The 23,506-nt window shown below is 67.3% G+C and carries 17 protein-coding genes; 5 read left to right on the forward strand and 12 right to left on the reverse strand.

Annotated elements, in window-relative coordinates; all coding sequences use genetic code 11:
• Window positions 1-98: 98 nt before the first annotated feature.
• From A5678_RS08465 to A5678_RS08475, 3 genes are all read right to left on the reverse strand, one after another.
• A complete protein-coding gene (locus A5678_RS08465) occupies window positions 99-566 on the reverse strand; it encodes a DUF5130 domain-containing protein (protein WP_068040821.1) in 468 nt (155 codons plus the stop codon).
• Window positions 553-780, reverse strand: coding sequence for a hypothetical protein (locus A5678_RS08470; RefSeq protein ID WP_068040857.1), 228 nt, complete (start codon window positions 778-780; stop codon window positions 553-555). Before A5678_RS08470 ends, A5678_RS08465 begins: the two co-directional genes overlap by 14 nt.
• Before the next feature lie 78 nt (window positions 781-858).
• Entirely contained in the window at window positions 859-1,506 is a 648-nt protein-coding gene (locus tag A5678_RS08475) for an HNH endonuclease (protein WP_068040823.1), read from the reverse strand.
• Window positions 1,507-1,648: 142 nt separating this feature from the next.
• On the opposite strand from A5678_RS08475, the gene A5678_RS08480 reads away from it, so the two are divergent.
• From A5678_RS08480 to A5678_RS08495, 4 genes are all read left to right on the forward strand, one after another.
• Window positions 1,649-2,044, forward strand: a complete 396-nt coding sequence (locus A5678_RS08480; RefSeq protein WP_068040859.1) for a globin — start codon at window positions 1,649-1,651, stop codon at window positions 2,042-2,044.
• A complete protein-coding gene (locus A5678_RS08485) occupies window positions 2,044-3,639 on the forward strand; it encodes a glycoside hydrolase family 13 protein (protein ID WP_231983608.1) in 1,596 nt (531 codons plus the stop codon). The genes A5678_RS08480 and A5678_RS08485 overlap by 1 nt, the downstream gene beginning before the upstream one ends.
• A gap of 176 nt (window positions 3,640-3,815) precedes the next feature.
• Entirely contained in the window at window positions 3,816-4,448 is a 633-nt protein-coding gene (locus A5678_RS08490) for a DUF5134 domain-containing protein (RefSeq protein WP_231983609.1), read from the forward strand.
• A gap of 79 nt (window positions 4,449-4,527) precedes the next feature.
• Entirely contained in the window at window positions 4,528-5,541 is a 1,014-nt protein-coding gene (locus tag A5678_RS08495) for a pyridine nucleotide-disulfide oxidoreductase (RefSeq protein ID WP_068040862.1), read from the forward strand.
• A 56-nt stretch (window positions 5,542-5,597) separates the two neighbouring features.
• On the opposite strand, the gene A5678_RS08500 is transcribed toward A5678_RS08495, so the two are convergent.
• From A5678_RS08500 to A5678_RS08520, 5 genes are all read right to left on the reverse strand, one after another.
• Window positions 5,598-6,272, reverse strand: a complete 675-nt coding sequence (locus A5678_RS08500) for a hypothetical protein (protein WP_068040827.1) — start codon at window positions 6,270-6,272, stop codon at window positions 5,598-5,600.
• Entirely contained in the window at window positions 6,260-6,673 is a 414-nt protein-coding gene (locus A5678_RS08505; RefSeq protein WP_055400158.1) for a thioesterase family protein, read from the reverse strand. The genes A5678_RS08500 and A5678_RS08505 overlap by 13 nt, the downstream gene beginning before the upstream one ends.
• Window positions 6,670-11,508 (reverse strand): NAD-glutamate dehydrogenase, encoded by a 4,839-nt coding sequence (locus A5678_RS08510; RefSeq protein WP_068040829.1) that lies wholly within the window; start codon window positions 11,506-11,508, stop codon window positions 6,670-6,672. The genes A5678_RS08505 and A5678_RS08510 overlap by 4 nt, the downstream gene beginning before the upstream one ends.
• Window positions 11,509-11,628: 120 nt before the next feature.
• Window positions 11,629-13,305 (reverse strand): energy-dependent translational throttle protein EttA, encoded by a 1,677-nt coding sequence (gene ettA, locus A5678_RS08515; RefSeq protein ID WP_068040864.1) that lies wholly within the window; start codon window positions 13,303-13,305, stop codon window positions 11,629-11,631.
• Window positions 13,306-13,386: 81 nt separating this feature from the next.
• Complete coding sequence (locus A5678_RS08520) at window positions 13,387-13,863, reverse strand: single-stranded DNA-binding protein (RefSeq protein WP_068040831.1); 477 nt, start codon at window positions 13,861-13,863, stop codon at window positions 13,387-13,389.
• Window positions 13,864-14,260: 397 nt separating this feature from the next.
• On the opposite strand from A5678_RS08520, the gene A5678_RS08525 reads away from it, so the two are divergent.
• The gene (locus A5678_RS08525; RefSeq protein ID WP_068040833.1) at window positions 14,261-15,793 is read left to right on the forward strand and encodes an adenylate/guanylate cyclase domain-containing protein; all 1,533 of its coding nucleotides are present in this window, start codon (window positions 14,261-14,263) and stop codon (window positions 15,791-15,793) included.
• A gap of 28 nt (window positions 15,794-15,821) precedes the next feature.
• On the opposite strand, the gene A5678_RS08530 is transcribed toward A5678_RS08525, so the two are convergent.
• From A5678_RS08530 to A5678_RS08545, 4 genes are read right to left on the reverse strand one after another with little or no spacing between them, the layout of a single operon-like run.
• On the reverse strand, window positions 15,822-17,846 hold the full coding sequence (locus A5678_RS08530) for a cytochrome c oxidase assembly protein (protein WP_068040835.1): 2,025 nt from the start codon (window positions 17,844-17,846) through the stop codon (window positions 15,822-15,824).
• 29 nt (window positions 17,847-17,875) lie between these two features.
• Entirely contained in the window at window positions 17,876-20,233 is a 2,358-nt protein-coding gene (locus A5678_RS08535; protein WP_068040837.1) for a glycerol-3-phosphate 1-O-acyltransferase, read from the reverse strand.
• Complete coding sequence (locus A5678_RS08540) at window positions 20,230-21,960, reverse strand: HAD-IB family hydrolase (RefSeq protein ID WP_068040839.1); 1,731 nt, start codon at window positions 21,958-21,960, stop codon at window positions 20,230-20,232. Before A5678_RS08540 ends, A5678_RS08535 begins: the two co-directional genes overlap by 4 nt.
• On the reverse strand, window positions 21,957-23,426 hold the full coding sequence (locus A5678_RS08545) for a wax ester/triacylglycerol synthase family O-acyltransferase (RefSeq protein WP_068040841.1): 1,470 nt from the start codon (window positions 23,424-23,426) through the stop codon (window positions 21,957-21,959). The genes A5678_RS08540 and A5678_RS08545 overlap by 4 nt, the downstream gene beginning before the upstream one ends.
• Between the last annotated feature and the right edge of the window lie 80 nt (window positions 23,427-23,506).

A 23,506-nucleotide genomic window follows, 5' to 3' on the forward strand; every position in this document is an offset into this window, starting at 1 on the left:
ACACGCCGCGTTCGGCGTACATTTGCGCACCCTCGCGCGGTGGGCGGGCCGATGGTGGCGACCCGCAGCGCCCGGCTACGCCGCGCTTGCGATCGCCACTAGGCCGGGGAGATGCCCGCGCTGAGGACGCGGATCGCGCTGACCAGTCCGTCCACCAGGTCGCCGCGCTCGAACGCCGACGATGCGGCGGCGACGCCCAGCGGCGCCGACGACTCGGCGCCGCGGCCGCGGACCTGGGAGCCGTAGACCACCTCGATTGCCTTCTGGTCGGGCGAGACCGCCAGCAGCACCGCGTTGTCCGGCGTGGGCACCTTGGCCAGGATCTCGCGAGCCCGTGCTGCGGTGTCGCTGCCCAGGTCACCGAGGTAAATGGCGAACCGTGCCTTCGATGCCCGCGAACCGAACTTCAGCGCGTCGTCGATGGCGACGAGGTCCTTGATCGGGAACGGGAAATGAACGGAGAGCTCGCCGGGCTCGGTGACCCCCGAGAGCCGTCCGCTGGTGGTGATCACCCACCCGTTGGGCAGCTCGCCGGGGGCGATCGTCGCCACATCACCATGTGCCACTGGCGCCACCTCCAACTGAGAATTCGTGTCCGCCGTGCCCGCCGTGGGTGTGGCCGACGTCTTCGTCCGTGGCAGCCCACAGGATCGGCGGGTGCGTCCACTTCTCGCCCAACTTGTAGGTCGCCGGGTGCGGTCCCTTGTGCGACCAGATCAGCACCGCCAGCACGGCAACCAGCAGCAACGGTATCCCGATGAAGTACAGGTGAATCTGCAGAAGGCTCACGACGGAAACCGTATCCCACGCTGTGATCCATCGGCACACTCGGACACGAGGTGTCGGGCGATACGGCCGCTACGCCGCGCCTTCGCCGAGGTAGCGCGCCCACGCCGGGTCGAGCTCCTTGACCGTCGACAGCAGCCGCCAGTGCTGTCCCGTCGGTGGCAGCGGTGTCCGGCGCAGCACCCAGCCCAGCTCGGTGAGCAGCTTGTCGCCCTTGCGGTGGTTGCACGTCGAGCAGCAGGCGACGCAGTTCTCCCAGGAGTGGTCGCCGCCGCGGCTGCGTGGCACCACATGGTCGACGGTGTCGGCCTTGGCCCCGCAGTAGGCGCAGCAGAACCGGTCCCGGTGCATCAGCGCGGCCCGGGTCATCGGGACGCGGGCCCGGTACGGAACGCGGACATAAGACCGCAGCTGAATCACCGAGGGCACCAGGATCGAGCTGGTGGCCGAGTGTATTACCGGCCCGGCCGGGTCGTGGTGGACCACATCGGCCTTGCCGCAGATGACCATCACGATGGCCCGCCGCATGGGCAGCGCGGTCAGCGGCTCATAGGTCGAGTTCAGCAGCAGCACCCGCCGGCGACTCCACAGGGACGCGCTCTCTTGTCGGCTGGGGGGATGGGTATCGACGCTATGCAGGCATGACGCCGTCGGGGGCCCGGTTAACCCTGCCGCGGCACCGGAACTTCGGTGACTGCGGCGTCTCTTGCCCTGCGCCATAGATCCTCCGCGGATAGTCCACCATGATTCGCCGTCAATCGCACCCCTATGGCAGGTGAACGGCATGTCGTGCGGGTGAACAGCGGGAGCGGCGTCGGCCCGGCTCGGCCCGCCGCCGCCGTGATGGACCACAATGGAGGCGATGGATTCCGAGCCCCAGTCCTTCTATGACGCCGTCGGCGGTGCCGACACCTTCCATGCGATCGTGTCCCGCTTCTATGCCCAGGTCGCCGAGGATGAAATCCTGCGCCAGCTGTACCCCGAAGACGATTTGGCGGGCGCCGAGGAACGGTTGCGCATGTTCCTCGAGCAGTACTGGGGCGGCCCGCGCACTTACTCCGACCGGCGTGGTCATCCCCGGTTGCGGATGCGCCACGTCCCGTTCCGGATCACCCCCATCGAGCGCGACGCCTGGCTGCGCTGCATGCACACCGCCGTCGCCTCGATCGACTCGGAGACCCTCGACGACGAGCACCGACGCCAGTTGCTCGATTACCTTGAGATGGCCGCCCACTCGCTGGTCAACGCGGCGTTGTGATGTCGGCCCACGAAACTGAGCGGGGTGGGATGAACGCCAAGCCGTGGTGGTCAAACGCGGTGTTTTATCAGGTGTACCCGCGGTCGTTCGCCGACAGCAACGGCGACGGCGTTGGCGATCTGGACGGCGTGACGGCGCGGCTGGACCACCTGGAACGCCTCGGCGTCGACGCGATCTGGCTCAACCCGGTCACCGTCTCACCGATGGCCGACCACGGCTACGACGTGGCGGATCCCCGTGACATCGACCCGTTGTTCGGCGGGATGGCTGCGTTCGAGCGGCTGGTGGCGGCGGCACACGCACGGGGCGTCAAGATCACCATGGACGTGGTGCCGAACCACAGCAGTTCGGCACACCCCTGGTTCCAGGCCGCGCTTGCGGCCGGCCCGGGCACCGACGCACGCGAGCGCTATTTCTTCCGCGACGGGCGGGGCCCCCACGGGGAGCTGCCGCCGAACAACTGGACGTCGGTGTTCGGCGGGCCGGCGTGGACCCGGATCGTCGAACCGGACGGCAACCCGGGCCAGTGGTATCTGCATCTCTTCGACGCCGAGCAGCCCGATCTGAACTGGGAGCATCCCGAGGTCTTCGACGACTTCGAGAAGACGCTGCGCTTCTGGCTGGAACGCGGCGTTGATGGCTTCCGCATCGATGTGGCACACGGGATGGCCAAGCCGTCCGACCTGCCGGACGCGACCGACGACATCAAAGTGTTGACCCACAGCGACGACGATCCGCGGTTCAACCACCCGAGCGTGCATGAGATCCACCGCGGAATCCGCGCGATCGTCGACGACTATCCGGGGGCGGTGACCATCGGCGAGGTGTGGGTCATGGACAACGCCCGCTGGGCCGAGTATTTGCGGCCCGACGAACTGCACCTCGGCTTCAACTTCCGGCTGACGAAGATCGGCTTCGATGCGGCCGCGGTTCACCACGCGATCGATAACTCGTTGGCGGCCACCGCCCTCGAAAACGCCACGCCCACCTGGACCCTGTCCAACCACGACGTGGGCCGCGAGGTCACCCGTTACGGCGACGGCGAGATCGGACTGCGCCGGGCACGCGCCATGGCCATGGTGATGCTGGCCCTGCCGGGCGCGGTGTTCATCTACAACGGCGAGGAGCTGGGGCTGCCGGACGTGGAACTTCCCGACGACGTGCTGCAGGACCCGACGTGGGAACGCTCCGGGCACACCGAGCGCGGCCGCGACAAGTGCCGGGTTCCCATCCCGTGGTCGGGCGACGCTCCCCCGTTCGGGTTCTCCTCGTCGCCCGACACGTGGTTACCGATGCCGCAGGAATGGGCGACGCTGACCGTCGAGAAGCAGACGGCGGCCCCCGAGTCGACGTTCTCGTTCTTCCAGCACGTCATCAAGGTGCGCAAGGAGCGCACCGAGTTTGGGGGTGAGGAGATCGATTGGCTGGATGCGCCGCGCGGTGCGCTGATCTTCCGGCGCCGCGGCGGCGGGGCGGTGTGCGCTCTGAATGCCGGGCGCCGGCCGATCCCGCTGCCGCCGGGAGAGCTCATCGTGGCCAGCGCCCCGCTGGTCAACGGCCAACTTGCGCCGGACGCCACGGCCTGGCTGGCCTGAACGGAGGCCCAAAGGAGCCGGCGAGCAGTCGGTTTCGCCGTGCGGCCGGCCCATTACTCAGAGTGTGGGTTGGAAAAGCAGATACCCCGCCGGGGTACTCTCGTGCCATGACGCGATCGAAACCCGGCTTCGGGTCGTAAGCTGACGCGGTGCGCCCCCCGGCGAAAGGCGGATTGGTGGATAACACGTTGCGATGGGTGGTGACGGCGCTCTTCGCCATCAGCTTCGCAGCCTACGCGTATTTCCTTGTCGCCCAACGCCGCTGCTGGACGAGCGTCATCAGCCAGCTGTTACACCTGGCGATGTCGGCCGTGATGATCTTGATGGCCTGGGGCGTGGGGATGACCCTGCCGACGGTCGCGGCGACGATGTGCTTCCTGCTGGGCGGCGCCTGGTTCGTCAGCATCGCGGGCCACACGCCGTGGGCCGTCGATGGCAGGCTGACGAACTACTACTACGCCGTGATGATGGTGGCGATGGCCTGGATGTACGGGGCGATGAACGGTAGCTTGCCGGGCCGTTCCGAGCACTCGGGCGGCGACGCGATGAGCATGCCCGCACACGACGCCGCGCCGGGGCCGCAGCACTCGGCACACCACATGCCCCAGGCCGTGCCCGACTGGGTTGCCATGGTGAACTGGACCGCGGCCCTGGGGTTCGCCGCGGTGGCGATCTACTGGGCGTACCGCTGGATGGCGCGGCGCTGGACGAACCTCATGCCGCGCGCCGTTCGGCTCACGCACGCGCAGATCGTCACTCAGGCAGTCACCGCCGCCGGGACGGCACTGATGTTCGCCGACATCGTGTGAGCCGAATCCCCGACCTCGCGACTCAGCGCCAGGCTGGTCGCTCCTCTATACCTAGTACATGGCGACCTACGCGTGGACAGTGATCGGGGCGGGACCCGCGGGAATTGCTGCGGTGGGGAGGCTGCTCGATCGGGGCATACCGCCCGACAAGATCGCCTGGATCGATCCCGCCTTCGCCGGCGGAGACCTGGGTGGTAAGTGGCGGTCGGTGTCCAGCAACACCATTGCCGGGACTTTCCTGAGCTTCTTGAATGGCTCTGCGTCCTTTCGGTTTTCACAGGCCCCGCCCCTGCCGCTGGCCGAAGTCGATCCGGAGGAGACCTGCGCCCTTGCCCTGGTCGCCGACCCGTTGGTGTGGGTCACCGAGCGCCTGCGCGAACGGGTGCACGTGTTCGAGACGACGGCCACCACCCTGTCCCTGCAGCGACGGCAGTGGCGGATCGAAACGCAGGATCCGGAACTGACCTCCAACAACGTGATCCTCGCGATCGGCGCGGAACCCAAGAGGCTCGACTATCCCCTTGCTGAGATTCCGGTCGAGGTCGCCCTCGATGCAGACCAGCTTGCCGGGGTGCCGTTGGAAGGCGCGACGGTTGCCGTCTTCGGCTCGTCACACTCGGCGATGATCGCGTTACCGCATCTACTGCGGCTTCCCGTCGACAGGGTGATCAATTTCTACCGCAGCCCGCTCAAATACGCTGTCTACCTGGATGATTGGATCCTATTCGACGACACCGGCCTGAAGGGGCGAGCCGCCGTGTGGGCCCGCGAGAACATCGACGGGGTGTATCCGGAACGGTTGGAGAGGTGCTGGGTTGCCGCCCCGGACTTCGAGGAGAGGATCGCGGAGTGCGACCACGTCGTCTACACCGTGGGTTTCGAGCAGCGGAAGCTGCCCGAGACGCCCCAGTGGGGCCCGCTGCAATACAACCGGATGAACGGAATCCTTGCCCCCGGCCTGTTCGGGCTGGGCATCGCCTTCCCGGAGTACGCCGAAGACCCATACGGCTACGGGCAATACCGCGTGGGCCTCAAGAAGTTCATGGACTACCTGGACTCGGTTCTTCCGTTGTGGATGGTCTACGGCACCTGACGAGTCACCTTGCCTGCCCGGCATTCAACTCATGATGATTCGGAACGCCCGGGGCGTCAGCGCAGCAGCAGAGCCGGGTCGCCGCGGCGCCGGTACACCGAGCCGAACCGGGCGTCGATGCGCAACCAGGTTGGCAGGATCCGGACCCTGATCATTTCGTCGGCGTCGACGGCCTCCGGTGACTGCGGCAGAAAACCCATTGCGGTCAAGGCGAACACACACCGCATCGGCAACCCCACGCTTGCGTCGGCGGAGCTCACCTGGATGACCTCCTGGTCGAGCAGCGAGACGGGCGGACCGTGAGAACTGCCGTGTTCCTTGGCAAGTCGCGCGCCGCGCTGCGCCAGGTCGAGCATCACCCGGGCGGGTACGTCCTCGAGGTGGGTGAAGCCGGAGTCCGGGGGCAACGCACCCCGCCACGCGGAGTCCATCCCGAAGCCGGGATCGACGTAGCCCGAGTCTTCGTCCATCGCGGACAGGCCGCGCGCCAGGGCATCCGCGCCCACGGACAGGTCCTCGGGCCGCACCTCGCCCCCCACCACCCGGCTGGCCAGGACGTCGAAACCCGTTGCCACCCAAGCCGTCAGGAGTCCAGCCGATCGAGTGCGGAGGCGAATGACCGCGGCGTCGTCGAGTCGCAGCGCGTAATCGACGAACGCGGTCAGGTCCCTGCGCTGGGCGGCCCGGTCCTGCGGCCCCAGCCACAGGCCGCGGTCAACTACCGAATCCACCGCTGCAGATACTCCCGATGGTGGGGGGAGAGCCGCACCAGCCGCTCCTCCTCGATGTGGACCGCCGCCAGTTGCGATTCGGCGATGACGGCGGGCTTGGATTCCGGATCCGCGGACACCGAGCGCACCTCGTAGCCCAGCGTGAAGTCGACCGCCCGTAGCCGCTTGGTCCACATCGTCACCTGTAGCGGCGAATCGACCAGCCGCAGCTGACCTTTATAGGTCACCTTGACTTCGGCGATCAGCAACCCAATGGTCAAGATGTCGACCTCGAACGCTTCGCGCAGGAACTGGACCCGCGCCTCCTCCAGAATCGTGACCATGGTGGCGTGGTTGACGTGCTGGTACATGTCGATGTCCGACCAGCGCACCGGTACGGGGGCGACGAAGCCGACGCTCAACTGGACGAACCTCTTCCGCTGGTGCGGGTCATGCGCCGGATCTGACGCGCGGCCACCGACAGCGTCGCGAGATCCTTGTCCCCGCTTTCCTGAATTTCGATGAGGGTGCGGCGGGCCCGCTCCACCCGTGAAGCGGACAGGTGTTCCCACTCGGCGATCTTCTCCTCGCCGCTTTCGTTCGGCTCCCCCACGGCGAGCACATCGAAGCACAACGATCGCAGCGAGGCATAGATGTCGTCGCGAATCGCCAAGCGCGCCAGGGAATGCCAGCGGTCGTTGCGGGGCAGTTCGGAAACCGCCGTCAGCAGGCCGTCGGTGCCCAACCGGTCCATCAGGGCGAAATAGGTGTCCGCGACCTCGGCGGCGTCAATGTCGTTGATGTCGCCGATGTCGATGATGTCCAGCAGGCTGAAGCGGTACAGCCCGGCGGCGATCATGTACGCCAGGTCGTCGGGTGCACCCTGGGAGGAGAATTCGGCGGCTTCCTTTTCGACGATCGCCTTGTCGTCGCCGCGCAGCCACTCCGACATCCGGGGGGTCAGGTCTTTGACCTTCGCGGCGAACCGGTTGATCTCGGCGCCGACGGCCAGCGGCTGTGGACGGTAGTTGAGCAGCCAGCGGCCGGCACGGTCGATCAGCCGTCGGGTGTCGAGTGTGAGCCGGTCCGACAGCGCGACCGGCAGATTCGCCGCGCGGATCCGCCGCCAGATCTCCCCCACGCCGAAGATGGCGTCGGTGGCGACGTACGTCCGCACCGCGTCGACCGGTCCGACACCGACGTCCTCGGTGATCCGGAACGCGTAGCTGATGCCGGCGGTGTCGACCAGGTCGTTGATCAGCATGGTGGTGACGATCTCGCGGCGCAGCTGGTGGGTGCGGATCTCCCGGCTGAACCGCTCCCGCAACGGCGTCGGGAAGTATTGCGGCAGCCGGGATGCGAACACATCCTGCTCGGTCAGTTCGGTGTTCAGCATCTCCTCTTTGAGCCCGAGTTTGACGTGCGCCATCAAGGTGCACAGCTCGGGCGACGTCAGGCCGATGCCGGCCTCACACCGCCGGTCGATCTCTTTTTCCGACGGCAGCGCTTCCAGTTCGCGGTTGAGCCCCCGCTCGTCGACGAGATACTGAATCTGCCTGCCGTGCACTGGAAGCAGGCTGGCCGCGTTGGCACGGCTGGTGCCGATCAAGTCGTTCTGGTCCTCGTTGTCGGTGAGCACCAGCCGCGCGACCTCGTCGGTCATCGACTCCAGCAACTCTTTGCGCTCGTCGGGGTCGACCCTGCCGGCGATGACCAGCGAGTCGATCAGGATCTTGATGTTGACCTCGTGGTCCGAACAGTCCACACCGGCGGAGTTGTCCATCGCGTCCGTGTTGATGCGCCCGCCCGACAGATCGAACTCGACCCGGCCCAGGGCGGTCACCCCCAGGTTCCCGCCCTCGCCGATCACTCTGGCGCGCACCTGACTTGCGTTGACCCGCACCGGATCGTTGGCGCGATCGCCGACGTCGGCGTCGGACTCTGACTCGGCTTTGATGTAGGTGCCGATGCCGCCGTTGAACAGCAGATCGACCGGCGCCTGCAAGATCGCCTTGATCAGGTTGGGCGGCGTCATTTCCGTGATCTCGCCGTCGATGCCCAGCGCGTCGCGCACCTGCGGGCTGACGGGGATGGATTTGTGCTCGCGGCTGTACACCCCGCCGCCCTCGCTGATCAACGACTTGTCGTAGTCCTCCCAGCTGGACCGCGGCAGGTCGAACATCCGCCGGCGTTCCTCCCAGGAGGCCGCGGGGTCGGGGTCGGGGTCGAGGAAGACGTGCCGGTGATCGAAGGCGGCGATCAACCTGATGTGCTTGGACAGCAGCATGCCGTTGCCGAACACGTCGCCGCTCATATCGCCGATGCCCACCACCGTGAAGTCCTCGGCCTGGGTGTCGACGCCCATCTCACGGAAGTGTCGCTTGACGGCCTCCCATGCGCCCCGGGCCGTGATGCCCATCGCCTTGTGGTCGTAGCCCACCGATCCGCCGGACGCGAAGGCGTCACCCAACCAGAATCCGTAGGACTTCGCGACGTCGTTGGCGATGTCGGAGAAGGTAGCGGTGCCCTTGTCCGCCGCCACCACCAGGTAGGCGTCGTCACCGTCGCGCCGTATCACCTCGGGCGGCGGGCTGACCTTTCTTGTTGCGTGATCGACGTTGTCGGTGACGTCGAGCAGCCCCGAGATGAACAGCTGATAGCAGGCGACGCCTTCGGCGCGGGTGGCATCGCGGTCCTCCGCCTGATCGCCGGTCGCCATCGGCGGCCGCTTGACGACGAAGCCGCCCTTGGCCCCCACCGGCACGATGACGGCGTTCTTCACCGCCTGCGCCTTGACCAGGCCCAGGATCTCGGTGCGAAAATCGTCGCGACGGTCCGACCAGCGCAGCCCGCCCCGGGCCACCGGTCCGAACCGCAGGTGCACGCCTTCGACGCGGGGCGAATAGACGAAGATCTCGTACTTGGGACGCGGCAGGGGCAACTCGTCGATGAGCTGCGCATTGAGCTTGAGCGCCAAGACGTTTCGGGCGCGGGCCGAACCCTCACGCGTCACAAAGTAATTGGTGCGCAACGTCGCCTGAACCAGCGATGCGAACGCCCGCAGGATGCGGTCGGTGTCCAGGCTCATCAAGGCGTCGATGTCGGCGGCTACCGCGGACGCCGCCGCTTGTGCGTCGCGGTTGGTTGACGCGCCCGACGGCCGGGGATCGAAAAGCGCCTCGAACAGGGCGACCAGCGATCGCGCGGTGGAGGGGTGCTCGTTCAGCACCGACTCGATGTAGGACTGGCTGTACGGAAAGCCCGCCTGCCGTAAGTATTTCGCGTAGGCGCGCAGCAGCACGACCTGCTGCCAGGTCAGCCGGGCGCGCATGACGAGTTCGTTGAACCGGTCGATCTCGACGCGACCCTGCCAGATCGCGGTGACCGCGTCGGCGAACCGCTGTGCGGTCGCGTCGCGGTCGGCCGTCGTGCTCGCCGGCGCGATCGTGGGGTGCGTCGAGATCTTGAACTGGTAGATCCACACCGGCAGCCCGTCCGGGCGGGTGACGGTGAACGGTCGCTCCTCGAGCACCACCACGCCCATGCTTTGCAGCATGGGCAGCAGCTGGCTCAGGGAGGCGGTGCGTCCGCCCAGAAACCAGGTCAGCTGGGCGGCCCCGTCCTCGCCGCGTTCGGAGAACACCAACTTGACCGAATTGTCCTGCAGCTCTTCGATGATGCCGATGTGCTCGATCGCATCGGCCGGGGTCACGGCCTGCTTGTAGACCTCGGAGAAGGCGGCGCCGTAGTGCTCCGCATCGGCCTGTTCGACCGAGCCTTCCGCGGCCGCCCCGATCAACCGGTCGGTCCAGGTCCGGGCTGCTTCGCTCAGCAGCCCCTGGATGCGGACCCGGTTGTCCTCGGAGACGTCGACCGGTGCCGCATCTTCGGGCAAGCGAACCATGAAATGCATCAGGGCCCAAGGTGATTCGCTGACACGAGCGGTGAATTCCAGCCGCGTGCCACCGAACTCGCGGACCAGGATGTCCTCGATTCGCAGCCGCACCTGGGTGGTGTAGCGATCGCGGGGCAGGTAGACCAGGCATGAGACGAAGTATTGAAGCCGGTCGGCGCGCAGGAACAACAACGCACGCCGTTGGGATCCCAGATCCACCACCGCTTTGGCCATCGTCAAGAGCCGTTCGGCGCTCAGCGTGAAAAGCTCTGAGCGCGGGACGGTTTGAATGACGTCGAGCAGCAGTTGGCCAGGGTGGATCGGGTCGCTGTCGGCCATGGCGAGCGCGTCGCGCACCCGGGTCGAGATCGTCGGGATTTCCAGAACGTCCGCGTTCATGGCGGCGACGGTGAAGAGCCCGACGAAGCGGTGCTCGACTACGCCGTCGTCGCCGCCGACGTTTTCCCGAACCGCAACGGCGTACGGGTAGGCGCCGTAGCGCAGGTAGCTGCCGACGACCGATTGCGCCAACACCAGCAACTTGTCGTCATCCGTCAGCCGGGGGCGGGCACCGGTGCGGGAGCGCAGCACGCCCAACCCGGGTGACCCGTCGCCGGAGACCCGGCCCTCGTGCACGCGGCAACGTTGGTAGCCCAGCAGCAGGAAGTTACCGTTGCCCAGCCAGCGCAGCAGCGCCGCGACATCGTCGCGGTCGGGGGCCGAGAAGTGGCCTTGCGCGTTGCTTTCGACTTCCGCGGCCAGGCCACTCAGGGTGGAGATCAACGCGCCCGCGTCGCTGGCGACCTGTTGCACGTCGGACAGGACCTTGGGCAACAGCCGTTCGACTTCGGCGAGGCCCTTGCTGTCGACCGCGGGCAGCAGTTGCACGTGTATCCACGCCTCGCCCACGTATTGCGGGGCGCCGGGCGGTTTCGGTTCGATGCTGACCAGGTCGCCCGCGGGGTTGCGGTGCACCTCGAACACCGGCGTCATGATGGCCGCGTAGGGCACACCGAGCCGGTGTAGCAGCACCGTGACGGAGTCCATCAGCATCCCGCCGTGGTCGGTGACGACCTGCAGCGCGGGCCCGAATCCGGCCGGGTCGTCCGGAGGGTAGACCGCGACCCGGCTTTGGCCGGCAGGTCGGTGCTGACCGAGCCGATAGTGCGCCCCGAGCATGGCCGGAGTCACGATGGCGGTTGGGACGGTCAGGTCGATAGGGCCGGACTCCGCCCCGGGTTCGTCGCCGTGCGGGCCGCGATAGCTCTCGATATAGGCCTTCGCGATCCAGTCGGGAATGTCCTGCTGCGTGAAGTCGGTCCACGGCTTGAGGGCCTGCTTGGCTCCGGGATCGATCGTCATGCCGATGGCTCCCAACTCGTGACCAACGCCACTGTGCTCAACCGCCCACTCTCCCCCGCAAGCGGGGTGCACCCGCCGCGGCCGCCTGGGCCGCATCGTCGGGGTGCTGCGCAGCTGACACTAGTCCCGCGTCAGCTTCCGGTGGGTCACTCTGTGCGGCCGGGCCGCCTCGACACCGAGCCGTTCGACCTTGTTCTCCTCGTACGCACCGAAGTTGCCCTCGAACCAGAACCACTTGGCCTCGTTGTCCTCGTCGCCCTCCCAGGCCAGGATGTGCGTGCAGGTGCGGTCCAGGAACCAACGGTCGTGGGAAATGACGACCGCGCAGCCCGGGAATTTCTCCAGGGCGTTTTCCAGCGAACCCAGCGTCTCGACATCGAGGTCGTTGGTGGGCTCGTCGAGCAGAAGCAGGTTGCCGCCTTCTTTGAGCGTGAGGGCGAGGTTCAGCCGGTTCCGCTCACCACCGGACAGCACGCCGGCCGGCTTCTGCTGGTCGGGACCCTTGAAGCCGAAAGCCGAGACGTAGGCGCGCGACGGGATCTCGTTCTGGCCGACCTCGATGTAATCGAGGCCATCCGAAACGACTTCCCACACGGTCTTCTTGGGATCGATGCCGGCGCGGGACTGGTCCACATAGCTGAGCTTGACCGTTTCTCCGACCTTCACCGTCCCACTGTCCGGCTGCTCCAGCCCGACGATGGTCTTGAACAGCGTCGTCTTGCCCACTCCGTTGGGACCGATCACGCCCACGATGCCGTTGCGCGGCAAGGTGAAGGACAGGTCCTTGATCAGGGTCCGCCCGTCGTAGCCCTTGTCGAGGTGGTCGACCTCGACCACCACGTTGCCCAGTCGCGGCCCGACGGGGATTTGAATCTCCTCGAAGTCCAGCTTGCGCGTCTTCTCCGCCTCGGCGGCCATCTCCTCGTAGCGCTGCAGGCGGGCCTTGTTCTTGGCTTGCCGCGCCTTCGCGCCCTGCCGCACCCAGGCCAGCTCCTCGGTGAGCCGCTTGTGCAGCTTGGCGTCCTTGCGGCCCTGCACCGCCAACCGCTCGGCCTTCTTCTCCAGATATGTCGAGTAGTTGCCCTCGTAGGGATACGCACGGCCGCGGTCGAGCTCGAGGATCCACTGGGCGACGTTGTCCAGGAAGTACCGGTCGTGGGTCACCGCCAGCACCGCGCCCGGGTAGGCGGCCAGGTGTTGTTCGAGCCACTGCACACTTTCGGCGTCCAGGTGGTTGGTCGGCTCGTCGAGCAGCAACAGGTCGGGCTTGGACAACAGCAGCTTGCACAGCGCCACGCGGCGCCGCTCTCCGCCGGACAGCTTCGTCACCGGCTCGTCCGGCGGCGGGCAACGCAGGGCGTCCATGGCCTGCTCCAGCTGCGAGTCGAGGTCCCAGGCGTCGGCGTGGTCGAGGTCCTCCTGCAGCCGGCCCATTTCCTCCATCAACTCGTCGGAGTAGTCGGTGGCCATCAGTTCGGCGACCTCGTTGAACCGGTCCAGCTTGACCTTGATCTCGCCGAGCCCCTCCTCGACGTTGCCGCGCACCGTCTTCTCTTCGTTCAGCGGCGGCTCCTGCTGCAGGATGCCGACGGTGGCCCCGGTGGCCAGGAAGGCCTCGCCGTTGTTCGGCTTGTCCAGCCCGGCCATGATCCGCAAGACGCTCGACTTGCCGGCGCCGTTGGGGCCAACGACGCCGATCTTGGCGCCCGGGTAAAAGCTCAACGTGACGTCGTCCAGGATCACCTTGTCGCCGTGCGCCTTGCGGACCTTTTTCATCGTGTAGATGAACTCAGCCATGCCGCTGTTGTGCCTTTCTGGTTCTTTGAGAAAGCTCTCGCCGCCCATCCTAGGCACCGCGCGGGGGGCCCGATCCCGCAGCTAAGCCGACAGCGGCAGCGGTCCCGTTGCGGAGGACTCGACGCTGTCGTCGACGTCGGCGCCCTCACCTGCGCCGGTCGGATCCGTCGGGGGTGTGGTGGCATCGCTTGCCGTCGGACCGGTATAGCCCGGCCTCTCGATGCGCACAATCGCGCGGGACACATCGGGCCCGACGGAGGTGGCTCGCATCTCCAGTGACGACCGCCGGTTGCCGTCCCGGTCTTCGTACTCGCTGGTGTACACATGGCCCACCACGATCACCGGGGCGCCTTTACCCAACGCGGCACCCACGCCAGTGACTAACTTGCCCCAGCAATTGACGTTGATGAACAGCGAGTTACCCGGCTCCCAGCCGTCCGCCGTGCGGCGCCGGGAGTTGCTCGCGACGCGAAACTTGATGACCTCCTGGGTGCCGACCTGTCGGCGTTCGGGGTTGTTGACGATGTGGCCGACCACGGTAAGCGAGGTTTCGAACATTGACGGATCCCTTCTCGGTTTCTATGTCATGGCTCGGTGAACAAGTCACCGCCCTATCCGACCGCCATTCAGCTCGCCACCACCGACGGGCTAGGCGAAACCAGGGCCCCGCGCACTGGCCCCCTGTGGAAAAAACGGTGACTGTGGATCAGTCCGCCGCTAGTGCGATGCGCGTTCGAGGCCAGGCGCCTCAAATTCCTGAGTTTTCATATTCCCGGGCAACCGACCGAGACACCTTCGTATATACGAATCCCGCGGGCGCGTGCACGGTCGTTTCGCAATGGAACGCCAGATAACGTGCGGCCCCAGCGCTGCTGCGTTCGGCCCTCCGCCAGTGGCGATTTAGTTGCGGGTGAAACGCCGATGACCAAGTTGGCTAGTCGTTTAGTCTCCCGGCATGGAGCGCATTTGGCAGTGGGCGTGGGATCGGTACGGGGCGAGGTACTCGTGGGCGATCTTTGTGATCAGTGGCCTTATGGCGCTCCCGATCTGGCTCGTGTCGTCGATGATCATTACCGCTTACGAGCACTCCGATCATTACGTCGAGACGGCTGCTGTAACCGTGGTCGCCGTGCCGATCCAGTTGTACGCGATCGTTCTTCCTGGCCTGAGCCGAATCCGATCCGTTGAGCGGTGGGTGGCGGGCCAGGAGGTCGATCGGGCGACAGCCCTGGCGGACACCTACAGGTACGGTCGGGAGTCGTTCTTGCGAGGCGTGGTCGTCAGCGCCGTTTGGGCCACTCTGCTTGCGGTCGTTGTCGGTGCGATCGCCGGAGCGGCCGGGTGGCGGGTCGTCCAGTACGGCGTATGGGGTGCCATCCTCGGAGCTACCACCCAGTTGGCCGCGAGCCATAGCTTCTCCGAAGCGTCCCTGCGGCCAGCCCGGACCGCGCTAGCCGGTGATACGGGGATCGGTGATTCCCTGCCGCGCTCTCGCCCGACTTTTGCCGCCTGGTCCAACGTGTTCATGCTGGGCGTCGCTTTCGTCTTCGCCCTGGCGGGCGCGATGCTCGCGGCGGTGTTCCATCGGGTGGCTGAGGTCCCCCTACTCGCTGTGGTGATCGCCTTCTGCTTGGCGTTTGGCATGGGGCTGCCGATCACCATCGGCGCCGGGTTCTGGCCCTCCCTCCAACCGATTCGCGACCTCGCGGAAGCCACCAAACGTGTCGCGGTCGGTGACTACACCAGCCGCCTGCCGGTGGTTCAAGACGATGACCTTGGTGCGCTGTCGGCGTCGTTCAATCGCATGCAGGCCGGTTTGGCTGAGCGGCAACGACTCCAGGCGGCGTTCGGGACGTATGTCGATCCCGGCCTGGCGGCGCGGCTGTTGGAGCAGGGTGACGATGTCTTCAGCGGCGAGCGACGCGAGGTCACGGTGATGTTCGTGGACATCCGCGACTTCACTACGTTCGCCGAGGCCAACACCGCTGAGTACACCGTCTCCCGCCTCAACGAGCTGTTCACGATCGTCGTGCCGGCTGTCGTGGACGCCGGTGGACATGTCAATAAGTTCCTCGGCGACGGCGCGCTGGCCGTTTTCGGTGCCCCGAATGACCTCGCGGAGCATGCCGACGCTGCGGTGAAGGCCGCCGTGTTGATCCAGCGTCTGGTCGCCGAGCGATTCGGCGGGGACCTTCGCATCGGCATCGGGATCAACACCGGGGTGGTGATCGCCGGCACCATCGGCGGCGGCGGCAAGCTCGAGTTCACCCTCATCGGTGACACGGTCAACGTGGCGGCCCGCGTCGAGCAACTCACCAAAACCACCGGCGACGCGATCCTGCTCACCCGGCAGTGCGTCGACGCCTTGGCGTCTCGACCGCCCGGACTCATCGACCGGGGATTTCATGTCCTGAAAGGAAAGTCAGCCGCCGTGCAGATCTTCGGCCTCGACCAACGGGCCGACATACGCGCTGAGTTCACCAGCTAAGCCGGTCGCCGCGGGAAGGTTGTTCGCCCTACTTACGCGGTTCCGGCGTTTCCCGCCGCGCCAGCTCGGCCAGCATCGCGTTGTAGGCGGCCAGTTCGGCGTCGTCGTCGCGGTCGGCGGCGCGGTCCAACCGCCGGGCGGTGCGGTCGTCACTGCGCGCCCACTGCACCAGCAGCGCCAGCATCACGATCACCAGGGGAAGCTCCCCCGCCGCCCAGGCGATGCCGCCACCCAATCGCTGATCACCGAGCAGGTCCGTGTGCCAGGTCAGACCGAGTGAGCGATAGTAGTCGGCGCCGAGCACCCTGCGGGTGCCCATCAGCACCACCCCGAAGAACGCGTGCAGCGGCAACGACGCGAACACCACGCCCACCTTGGCCAGCGGCGGGATCGGGCGCGGCGTGGGGTCGACCCCGATGACAATCCAGTAGAAGAGGTAGCCGCTGATCAAGAAGTGCAGGTTCATCGCCAGGTGGCCAGCGTGACTGCTGACGGCGGTGTCGAACAGGTTCGAGAGGTACAACCCGTAGAAGCCGGCGACGAACAGCACGGTGGCCACCACCGGGTTGGTGACGAATCGGGAGTACCGACTGTGCAGCGCGGCCAATAGCCATTCCCGCATACCGGGCGGGTCGTCCCGGCCGGCGGCGGGTAACGCCCGCAGGGCCAGGCTCACCGGGGCACCGAGCACGAGAAGGATCGGGACCAGCATCGACAGGCCCATGTGGGCGACCATGTGCACGCTGAACATCGCCGGCATGTAGCGACCGACCCCCGACGAGGTGACGAACAGCAGCGCGAAACAGCCGAGCAGCCACGCCGCGGTGCGGCCCGGCGGCCACGCGTCCCCGCGGCGGCGCAGGCGCACCACGGCGGCCACGTAGAGGGCGGCGAACACGATCGCGGCGCTGCCAAAGATCAAGTCGAAGCGCCAGTCGAACAGGATCCGCGCCGGCGTGGGCGGCCCGCTGAAGTCGTAACCGATCTCGGCTTCGGGAATCGAGGGCAGCCGGCTCGGCGGTGGTGGCGGCGGGGTGCGGCCCAGCCCGACGGCGATACCGAAGGTGAGGGCGAAGACCGCGGCCTCGGCGAGCGCCAGCCGGAGCAGGGCGCGGCGCGCCGCCGGCTGAGTCGGTTCCGCTTGCAACCCCACGACCGACGAGCGCCGCTGCCGCCAGCCGATGCCCCCCAGCATGCACAACGCGGCGAACTTGCCGACCACCAAGCGGCCGTAATCGGTGGTCAACAGGTCACCGAGCGGGACGCGCACCGCGGCGTTCACCAGACCGCTGACCGCCATCGCGACCCAACACCACAGCGCGATCGCGGAGAACCGCCGTGCCGCCAGGGCGACGTGCCCGCCGCCGCGCAGCCCATACGCGGCCAACGCCAGCAGGCCACCGGCCCACAGGCCCGCGGCCACGAGGTGGATCAGCAGGCTGTTGGTTGCCAGGTCGTGCGATCCACCGGCCGACGAATGGCCGGTCAGCCCAAGCGGGATGAGGGTCAGCAACGAGCCGGCGAACAGCAGCGGCGTCCAGGACCAGCGCAGCACCGAGAGGCTGGCCAGCATCACCAACGCGGCCAGCGCCGCGGTCCACCGCCACGCGGAGGCGGTGGTGACCAGGCCCGCAACCGACCAGATACGCACCGGGTTGAGGAGCGCGACCAACGGGCGGCCCGACACGTCGGAAACGGTCAGCGGAACCAGCAGCGCCGCACACACCGCCCAGACGCCCGACGCCACCGTCCCCAGGCGGAGCGCCCGGTACCCGTCGGCGTCCAGGACGCCGCTGGCTTGCGGTGGCACCAGAAACGCCGCGAACAGGAACGACCCGACGGCCAGCACCGCGGCGATCTCACCCGCCGCCCGGACGAACGGGAGCCCCAGCGTGGTTACCGGACCCGGGTTCGGTAAACCCGTGGCGGTCAGCGCGTCGGCCAGCGACAGCGCCCCGATACCGGCCGCCGTGCAGCCCGCCAGCAGCGCGACGCCGACGAGCAGCGGCCACACCCGCGCGCGGAGTGGGGCCACCGACCGATCGACCGTCATACAGCCAGGGTATGGGCCCCGGCGGGGGGCTACGGAGCCAGGCGCTGCCGACGCGCCTTGGCCTCGCGGGCGACGAACTGGTCGCGAGCGATCCGCCCGACGTGGTCCGAATCGCGCAGGATGTCCCGGAGTTCCGCCCGAAAAGCGGTCCGACGTTCGGCGAGGTCCGGGCCGGGCCCGATCAGATCCTGGTCGGCGACGACCTGATACGCGGTGGCGAACAACAGCGTCGACACCGATTCGCTGCTGCGGACCCGGGCTTGCGCCACGTATTGGCGGCCCACGCCGAGCGCCGTCTTGGTCAAGTCCTTCTGGCCGACGTCGGCCGGCGCATCGCGAAGCACGTCGGCGACGATCTCGTAGGCCTCGAAGAACACCCGCAGCATCGCTTCCGCCATCAGCGGACGCTTGGCGAACAGCAGCGCGTCGATCTCGTCGCCGCCGGCGGTGACGTGGGCTTCCCAGTCGTCGTGCCAGGCCATCTCTTCGGCGATGTTGTCCCGGAATGCCGCCGAGTCCGCGAAGTAGAAGTCGAACTTGAGCAGGTCGCGCAGCCGCATCGCCTGATCCCAGAAGGCCCGCATCCGGTCACCCTCGGCGTGCCGGGCGTGGGCCAGCGCGAGTTCGACGATCGAGGTCTCCAGGAAGGCGTGGATCAACGAGTTGCGGTAGAACGCGGCCGCGTGTTGCTCTTCGGGGGCGATGCGCCACACCGGTTCCCGGCCACCGTCGACCCGGGTGATCGGGTGGCCGTTGGACAACGCGTCGACAGCCGCCCGCACCCCCTCGCGCGAGCGCAGCCGCAATGCGCTCGTCGACATCGGATTCTGCTTGCGTTCCAGATAGTCGAGCGAGTCCTGCAGGGTGTGGTGCAGCTGGTCGAGCGTCAACGCCGCGCCGCGCGTGGTGAGCAGCAACGCGCACACCAGGCCCGTGGCCGTCACCGGCGTCGCCTGCAATATTCGCCACGCAACCTCAAACGACATCTTCTGCAGCGCAAGTCGTTTGGCATCCTGGTCGTGGGTCAGCGGGCCGTGCGCCGGGCCCAGGTACTGACGCATCGAAACGGCTTCCGGGAAGCGGACGTAGATCTTGCCGTAGTTACGTTCGCCCTGCGCCCTGATGAAGTGGTACAGCCAGCCAACGCCTTCGGGCGTCTTCTCGCCGCCGCGGGCGTAGGCCGCGTACTCGGCGATCTCGTGCAACTGGTCGAAGCTGATGGACACCGGCTGCAACAGGATGTCTTCGCTGCGGCCGTCCAGGTAGGCGTCGGCGACGTAGGCCAGCAGGCCCAGTTTCGGCGGCAGCATCTTGCCGGTGCGCGAGCGAGTGCCCTCGATGGACCAACTCAGGTTGAACCGCTTTTCGACGATGTAGCCGACGTACTCGCGCAAAACGTATTTGTAGAGCGGGTTTTCGCCTATGTTGCGGCGGATGAAGATCACGCCGGACCGGCGCAACAGTGGACCCATCGCGCCGAACGAGAGGTTGATACCGGCGAACACGTGCACGGGCGGTAGCCGGTTCTCCTGCATCGCCACCGGCACCACCGCGCCGTCGATGTAGGAGCGGTGCGAGAACAGCAGCACCGCCGGGTGGGCCTCCAGCGCGGCACGCATGGCTGCGACCTGATATCCGTCGTAGTCGATCTCCGGATCGAATCCGCGGCTGAGCGCCCTGCCGAGGACGCCCACCAGGTCGACGGACACCCTGCTCCAGCCGGTGGAGAGTTCGTCGAGCATCTCGCCCGCTTCGTCGACGGTCGCGCCGGGGATCTTCTTCAGCCCGGCGCGGAATCGGCTGGACTCCAAGATCTCCGGCTTCACCAGGCGCGGAGATTTGTACTGCGGCCCCAGGATTCGGTACTCGACGCGTTCCAGCGCCAACAGCGCGCGGCGGATGACGAATCGGGCGAAGTCGCTCTGGTTCTCCCCGACGGTGATGTCGCGCCACTGCTGGCGCAGCTCGGAAACTTTCGCCGGTTCGCCGGCCACCACCCGCGCCCGCTGGGGAGCACTACGCATGATGTGCAGTTGCTGACGTTCGTTGGGGTGGTAGGGATCCCGCCCCGGGAGCAGGCCGGCCAACTTGGCGATCCTGCCGCGATCCGGTGGTGGGAGCCAGAACACCCGCACCGGCACGATGGAACGGTCACCGACGGCGTCGTCGCCGCCCTCGAGCTGCTCGATCAGCGCGGTCAGTGCGTCGGGCGGCGCGGTGGGCGACGGCAGTTCCAGGACGTCAAATCTCGCCTCGGGCTTGTCGGAGCGCTGTTGAGCCATCCATGCCGTCACCAGTTCCCGCTCGACCGGCGAGGCCATGGACGCCAACACCAGCGAGTCTTGGCCGGTGAGGACCGCGGTGGTATCCGCGGCCGGTTCGGTCACGGCCGCCCTTCGGGCGTGGACTCCGGCGCCTCGGCGGGCCGGTGTGCCTCACCGTCTTTGAGGGCGGCCTGGGACTCGTGCGGATTCGCCTTGGGCGGCTTGGCTTTCGAGGCGACCTTCCTCGCCGGTGCCTTCTTGGCCGGTGCCTTCGAAGAAACAGATTTCGCGGCAGTCTTTTTCGTTGGCGCCTTGGCCTTCTTCGCCGCCTTCTGCTCCGCGTACAGGCCGACCTTGGGCAGCTCGCCGTCGACGGGCCAGTTGGCCAGCGTGTCCAGGTACAACTGCCGGACCTCGGCGATGCGCTCCGGCAGGTTCTCGACGGTCCAGTCCTGCACCGAAATCGGTGGAAACACCGCGATGTCGACCGTGCCCGGATTGACGACGGTGGAGTTTCGGGCGGCGACGAGCTCCGCGTTGCGGATCACGATCGGGACGATCGGGATTCCGGCCGCCATGGCGAGGCGGAACGGGCCCTTCTTGAACGGCCCGACTTCGGTGGTGTCGACCCGGGTGCCTTCCGGGGCGATCACGATCGACAGCCCCTTCCGGGCCCGGTCCTCGACCTCGTGCATCGTCTCTACCGCGGCGACCGGATCGTCCCGGTCGATGAACACGCCGTCGAGCAGCCTGCCGAGGGTGCCCATGATCGGGTCTTTCTTCAACTCCTTCTTGCCCACGCCGATCCAGTTGTCGCGCACCAGCGCGCCGGCGATGACCGGGTCAACCTGGTTGCGGTGATTGAAGATAAACACCGCCGGCCGCTGCGCGGTCAGGTTCTCCTGGCCGATGACGTTGAGCTGCACCCCGGCGATCGCCAGCGACAGCTGGGAGAACGTCGAGGTGAAGAAGTTGACCCCGCGCCGCCGGTTGCGGGTCAGCACGCCGATGCCCACGGCGCCGGCGGCGACCGGGAACATCGAGCCGAAGCCGGCAAGGGTGCGAATCTGGCGTCGCAGGCCCACGGGACCGCGGCTGCTGAACCGCAGGATCGGCCAGCCGCGCCGCTTGGCCACCGCGGCCATCTTGCCCTCGGGATTGGTCGGACGCGGGTTGCCGACCAGGTACATCAGGGCGACGTCCTCGTCCCCGTCGGCGTAGAAGTAACTGTCCTTCAGGTCGATGCCGTTCTCGGCGGCAAACCGTTGCACCGCAGCGGCTTTGCCGGGGCCCCACAGGATCGGCTTCTGCACACCGCCGGTGAGTATCCCGTCCTCGGTGGTCTCGAACTTGTTGGTGAGCATGTTCGAGATGCCCAGGAACCTCGCCACCGGGTTGACCTGGATGGTCAGCGCCGAGGAGCTGAGCACCACGGTGTGCCCGCGAGCCACGTGCGCCCGCACCAACTCCCGCATCTCCGGGTAGATCCGCGACTCGATCCGCTGCACGAACAGCCGCTCGCCGATCTCCTCCAGGTCGTCCAGCAAGCGGCCGGCCAACGCGGCGGCGGCCTTGCCGATGAGGTCCTCGAACTCGATGCGCCCGAGCGTGTGGCTCAGTCCGGCCTGGACCATGCCGAGTAGCTCACCCACGCCCATGTCACGGCGCAGCAGCCGCTCCTGGGTGAGGATGACCGCCGTGAAGCCGGCGACCAGCGTCCCGTCGAGGTCGAAGAACGCCCCGATCTTGGGACCCGGTGGGCTGGCCATGATTTCGGCGACCGAGCCCGGCAAACGCATGTCGGTTCCGGGCGTTCCGCGCTCGTCTCCCTGGTCGTTGGCGGCGCTCATGAGCCCGACGCCGTCCGCGCCGAAGTCGCCGGTTCGGTGAACGAGGCCGGCACCGCATGGGGCGCCCCCGCACCGGCCAGCGCCAGAATTTCGTCGAAGCCCTCCAGCAGGCATTGAGCGAAAAGTGGCTCGTTGCGCACCGACGCCCTGTCGTAGCGCACCGTGATGGTGCACCACCCGCCGCGCGAGATCAGCACCACCATCATCGCCACCCCGGGTAATGGGCCGATCCCGTACTGGCGCAACACCTTTGCACCCGCGATGTAGGTGTCCCCTGGGTACACCGGGACATTGCTGGCCTGCACGTCGGAGCCGATCACCGAGCCGGTGATGCCCTCGAGCACCGCGGTCGGCAGGACGCTGAGCAGTGGCGCGACGGAACCGATGATGTTCATCGCGGGCTCGTCGCGACGCTGCGTCATCTGCGCGCGGATCTTCTTCATCCGTGAAACGGGGTCGACGGTACCCACGGGCGCGGCCAGGTTGACCCCGGTGAACCTGTTGCCGCCGGCCGTGTCTGCCTCGGCCCGCAGGTTCACCGGCACTGCCATCGGCAGCGTGCTGATCGGCACGCCGAGCGCCTCGTGATAGCGCCGCAGGGCTCCGCACAGGCCGGCGAGGTAGGCGTCGTTGATCGATCCCCCGCCGGCTTTGGCGGCCCGGTGCAAATCGGAGAGCGGGATGTCGATCGCTTCGGTGCGGGTGGCCAGGCTGCGACGCCGCAACAGCGGCGACGGCTCGGCCGCCCGATTGAGCACCCGCATGCCCGAGAGGGCGTAACCCACGATCCCCGACACGGTCGACGCCGGTTCCAGGACCGCCCGTCCGGCAGCCGACACCGCACCGGACACCGCACTCACGACACCGCCGACCACCGCGGTGGGCAGGTGGTTAATGCCTTGCCGCATAAGGTCGTTGGGCGTGAGGTCTTGCGGGATGGGCAGCGGGGGCGTTGGCTTGGAAGGCGGGTCTCGTTCCAGGTCATAGATTTCGGCGAACATCTGCACACCGCCGACGCCGTCGGTGACCGCGTGGCTGACGTGCAGCAGCGTGGCGGCTTTCCCGTCAGCCAGACCCTCCACCAGGGTGGCCGTCCAGAGCGGACGGGAGATGTCCATGGGTGACTGCAGGATCACCTCGGCGAGGTTGAAAACGTCGCGCATGGTGCCCGGCTCGGCCACCCGCATCCGACGCACATGGAATTCGAGGTTGAAATCGGGGTCCACCACCCAGCGCGGCGACGCCGTCGGCAGGGTCGGCACGACAACCTTCTGCCGCAGCCGCAACACCCGTCGGGAGGCGTTCTCGAATCGGGTCAGGAACCTGTCCCAGTCCGGCGTGGTGTCAAGAAGTTCCAGCGCCATGATCCCCGACCGAGTCCGGGGGTTCGCCTCGCCACGATGCATCAGATAGTCGACCGGTCCCAACTGGTCGGACAACTTCACGACCTCGACGGACTCAGTCATCGTCCTCCGCCCGACGCGCCAGCCCTGTCACCGTCGATCAAGCCTCCTGCCTCGGACCGCCAACCCCATCGCCAACACAA

The organism is Mycobacterium sp. E2733 (genome assembly GCF_001667585.1).
Classification (GTDB): Bacteria; Actinomycetota; Actinomycetes; order Mycobacteriales; family Mycobacteriaceae; genus Mycobacterium.

Coding starts and splice junctions, on each gene's coding strand:
- A5678_RS08545 (WP_068040841.1), bottom strand. CDS start 23,426: ATGACTGAGTCCGTCGAGGTCGTGAAGTTGTCCGACCAGTTGGGACCG.
- A5678_RS08520 (WP_068040831.1), bottom strand. CDS start 13,863: ATGTTCGAAACCTCGCTTACCGTGGTCGGCCACATCGTCAACAACCCC.
- ettA (WP_068040864.1), bottom strand. CDS start 13,305: ATGGCTGAGTTCATCTACACGATGAAAAAGGTCCGCAAGGCGCACGGC.
- A5678_RS08475 (WP_068040823.1), bottom strand. CDS start 1,506: ATGGCGCAGGGCAAGAGACGCCGCAGTCACCGAAGTTCCGGTGCCGCG.
- A5678_RS08510 (WP_068040829.1), bottom strand. CDS start 11,508: ATGACGATCGATCCCGGAGCCAAGCAGGCCCTCAAGCCGTGGACCGAC.
- A5678_RS08480 (WP_068040859.1), top strand. CDS start 1,649: ATGGATTCCGAGCCCCAGTCCTTCTATGACGCCGTCGGCGGTGCCGAC.
- A5678_RS08540 (WP_068040839.1), bottom strand. CDS start 21,960: ATGAGCGCCGCCAACGACCAGGGAGACGAGCGCGGAACGCCCGGAACC.
- A5678_RS08525 (WP_068040833.1), top strand. CDS start 14,261: ATGGAGCGCATTTGGCAGTGGGCGTGGGATCGGTACGGGGCGAGGTAC.
- A5678_RS08530 (WP_068040835.1), bottom strand. CDS start 17,846: ATGACGGTCGATCGGTCGGTGGCCCCACTCCGCGCGCGGGTGTGGCCG.
- A5678_RS08485 (WP_231983608.1), top strand. CDS start 2,044: ATGTCGGCCCACGAAACTGAGCGGGGTGGGATGAACGCCAAGCCGTGG.